The organism is Sutterella sp., from assembly GCF_052272535.1.
Lineage (GTDB): Bacteria > Pseudomonadota > Gammaproteobacteria > Burkholderiales > Burkholderiaceae_F > Sutterella.
The window spans coordinates 1-2,084 of sequence record NZ_DAVZJY010000319.1 but is presented as its reverse complement, the minus strand read 5'-3'; the positions used below and the strand labels follow the sequence as shown (position 1 = coordinate 2,084).

Genomic DNA, 2,084 nt, shown 5'->3' with positions numbered 1-2,084 from the left:
CTCGCTAACCTCGCCCTGAAGGACGGGGCTTGCGCGAGGCCTATCTTTTGGTCAAGAAGCTGACGTCCCCCTCCGGAGCCCGAACCCCACCAACAACGCCCGTCGTGGTCTCAAGGACTGCGGCGGGCGTCTTCTTTCTCCGCACGCGCGCCCGGCGCCCACCCTCTCTCTGAAGAGAATCACGGAGAGCGCCCGGGCGCCATTCAGGGCAGAATGTTGTCCGGCCAATCCCTTCAACATCCACCCCGCGTGCACGGGCTCCCCCCGTCCACGCTTGCGGAACACCCACGCGCGCCATGCTTCAAGGAAAACGCATCACCCTCATCGTCACGGGCGGCATCGCCGCCTTCAAGAGCTGCGAAGCGGCGCGTCTTCTGATGAAGTCGGGCGCTGAAGTAACGGCCGTCCTCACCGAGCACGCCGCGGAGTTCGTCACTCCCCTCACGTTCGAAGCCCTCACCGGGCGCCCGGCCCTCACGACGGAGTGGAGGAAGCACCCCGGCGGCCCCATGCCCCACATCGACCTCGCGCGCACCTCGGACCTGATCCTCGTGATGCCCGCGACCGCGAACATCATCGCCAAGGCCGCCCACGGCATCGCCGACAACCTGGCGAGCACGCTCCTTGCGGCGCGCCGCTCGCCCGTGATCTTCGTGCCGGCGATGAACGAGGCGATGTGGAAGGCGCCCGCGGCCGCGCGCAACGTCGAGGCGCTGCGCCTTGACGGCGCTGTCTTCCTCGGCCCCGTGCCGGGGCTACAGGCCTGCGGCGACAAGGGGCCCGGGCGCATGATGGAGCCCCGGGAAGTCGCCGAATTCATCGAGGGCTTCTTCGCGCCGAAGGTGCTCGCGGGCAGACGCGTCCTCATCACGGCCGGCCCCACCTACGAGGCGATCGACCCGGTGCGCGGCATCACGAACCGCTCGAGCGGCCGCCAGGGCTTCGCCCTCGCGCGCGCCGCGCGCGACGCCGGCGCCGAGGTGACCTTGGTCGCCGGCCCCGTCTCGCTCTCCGCCCCCGTGAACGTGCGCCGCATCGACGTCGTCTCCGCGCGCGAGATGGACGCGGCCGTGCAGGAGGAGCTCGACGGCGGACCATGCGACCTCTTCATCGGCGTCGCGGCCGTCGCCGACTGGCGCCCGGGCGCCGTCGCCGAGCGCAAGCTCAAGAAGACCGTGATGGGCGTGCCCGCCCTCGCCGACCTCATCTGGGTCGAGAATCCCGACGTGCTCACGCGCGTCGGCACCCGCCCCAATCCCCCGGTCACGATCGGCTTCGCCGCCGAGACGGCCGAAGGCGCGATGCTCACCGCCTTCGCGCGCGAGAAGTGCGTGAGAAAGCACGCCTCCTTCATCGTCGCGAACGACGCGCGCCGCGCGCTCAACGCCGACACCAATGAAATCCGCATCGTGGGTCCGGACTCCGAACGAGTCTTCGGACCGGCGACAAAGCTCGAGTGCGCGCGCTTCATCCTCGAGTGCGCCGCGGAGCTCCTCGCGAAGCGCCCGCGGCAGGCCTGAGCGGCCCCTTCAGGCAGAATTCCTCCCTTTCAACCTCTTCAGAGTAGAAGCCTCATCCATGCAGATCGACCTCAAGATCCTCGACCCGCGCGCCGCCGCGCACCTTCCCCGCTGCGCCACGCCAGGCTCCGCGGGCGTGGACCTGCGCGCCGTCCTGGACGCACCGGTGACCGTGCTCCCGGGCGAAACGGTCCTCATCCACACCGGGCTCGCCATCCACATTGCCGACCCGGGCTACGCCGCCCTCATCCTTCCGCGCTCCGGGCTCGGGCACAAGAAGGGCATCGTGCTCGGCAACCTCGTGGGCCTCATCGACAGCGACTACCAGGGCGAACTCATGCTTTCGATCTGGAACCGCGGCATCGCCCCCTATGAGGTGAACCCCGGCGAGCGCCTCGCGCAGCTCGTGGTGGTGCCCGTAGTGCAGCCTGAATTCCGTCTCGTGGAGTCGTTCGAGGCCTCCGAGCGCGGCGAAGGGGGCTTCGGCTCGACGGGCGTGGGCTGACCCGCGCAAGAAGCGCCCTTCCCATTCAATCAAAGGCCGGCCGGGCATTTCGCCCGCGC

General features: G+C 69.5%; 2 protein-coding genes. Both read left to right on the top strand.

Features of this window, described 5'->3' with window-relative positions; genetic code table 11:
* Positions 1-296: 296 nt before the first annotated feature.
* Positions 297-1,520: a bifunctional phosphopantothenoylcysteine decarboxylase/phosphopantothenate--cysteine ligase CoaBC gene (gene coaBC / locus ACT6Y9_RS10650; protein ID WP_443744510.1), complete on the top strand. Its 1,224-nt coding sequence runs from the start codon at positions 297-299 to the stop codon at positions 1,518-1,520.
* 58 nt (positions 1,521-1,578) lie between these two features.
* Complete coding sequence (gene dut, locus ACT6Y9_RS10645; RefSeq protein WP_295481121.1) at positions 1,579-2,025, top strand: dUTP diphosphatase; 447 nt, start codon at positions 1,579-1,581, stop codon at positions 2,023-2,025.
* Positions 2,026-2,084 lie beyond the last annotated feature (59 nt).

Coding starts and splice junctions, on each gene's coding strand:
- dut (WP_295481121.1), top strand. CDS start 1,579: ATGCAGATCGACCTCAAGATCCTCGACCCGCGCGCCGCCGCGCACCTT.
- coaBC (WP_443744510.1), top strand. CDS start 297: ATGCTTCAAGGAAAACGCATCACCCTCATCGTCACGGGCGGCATCGCC.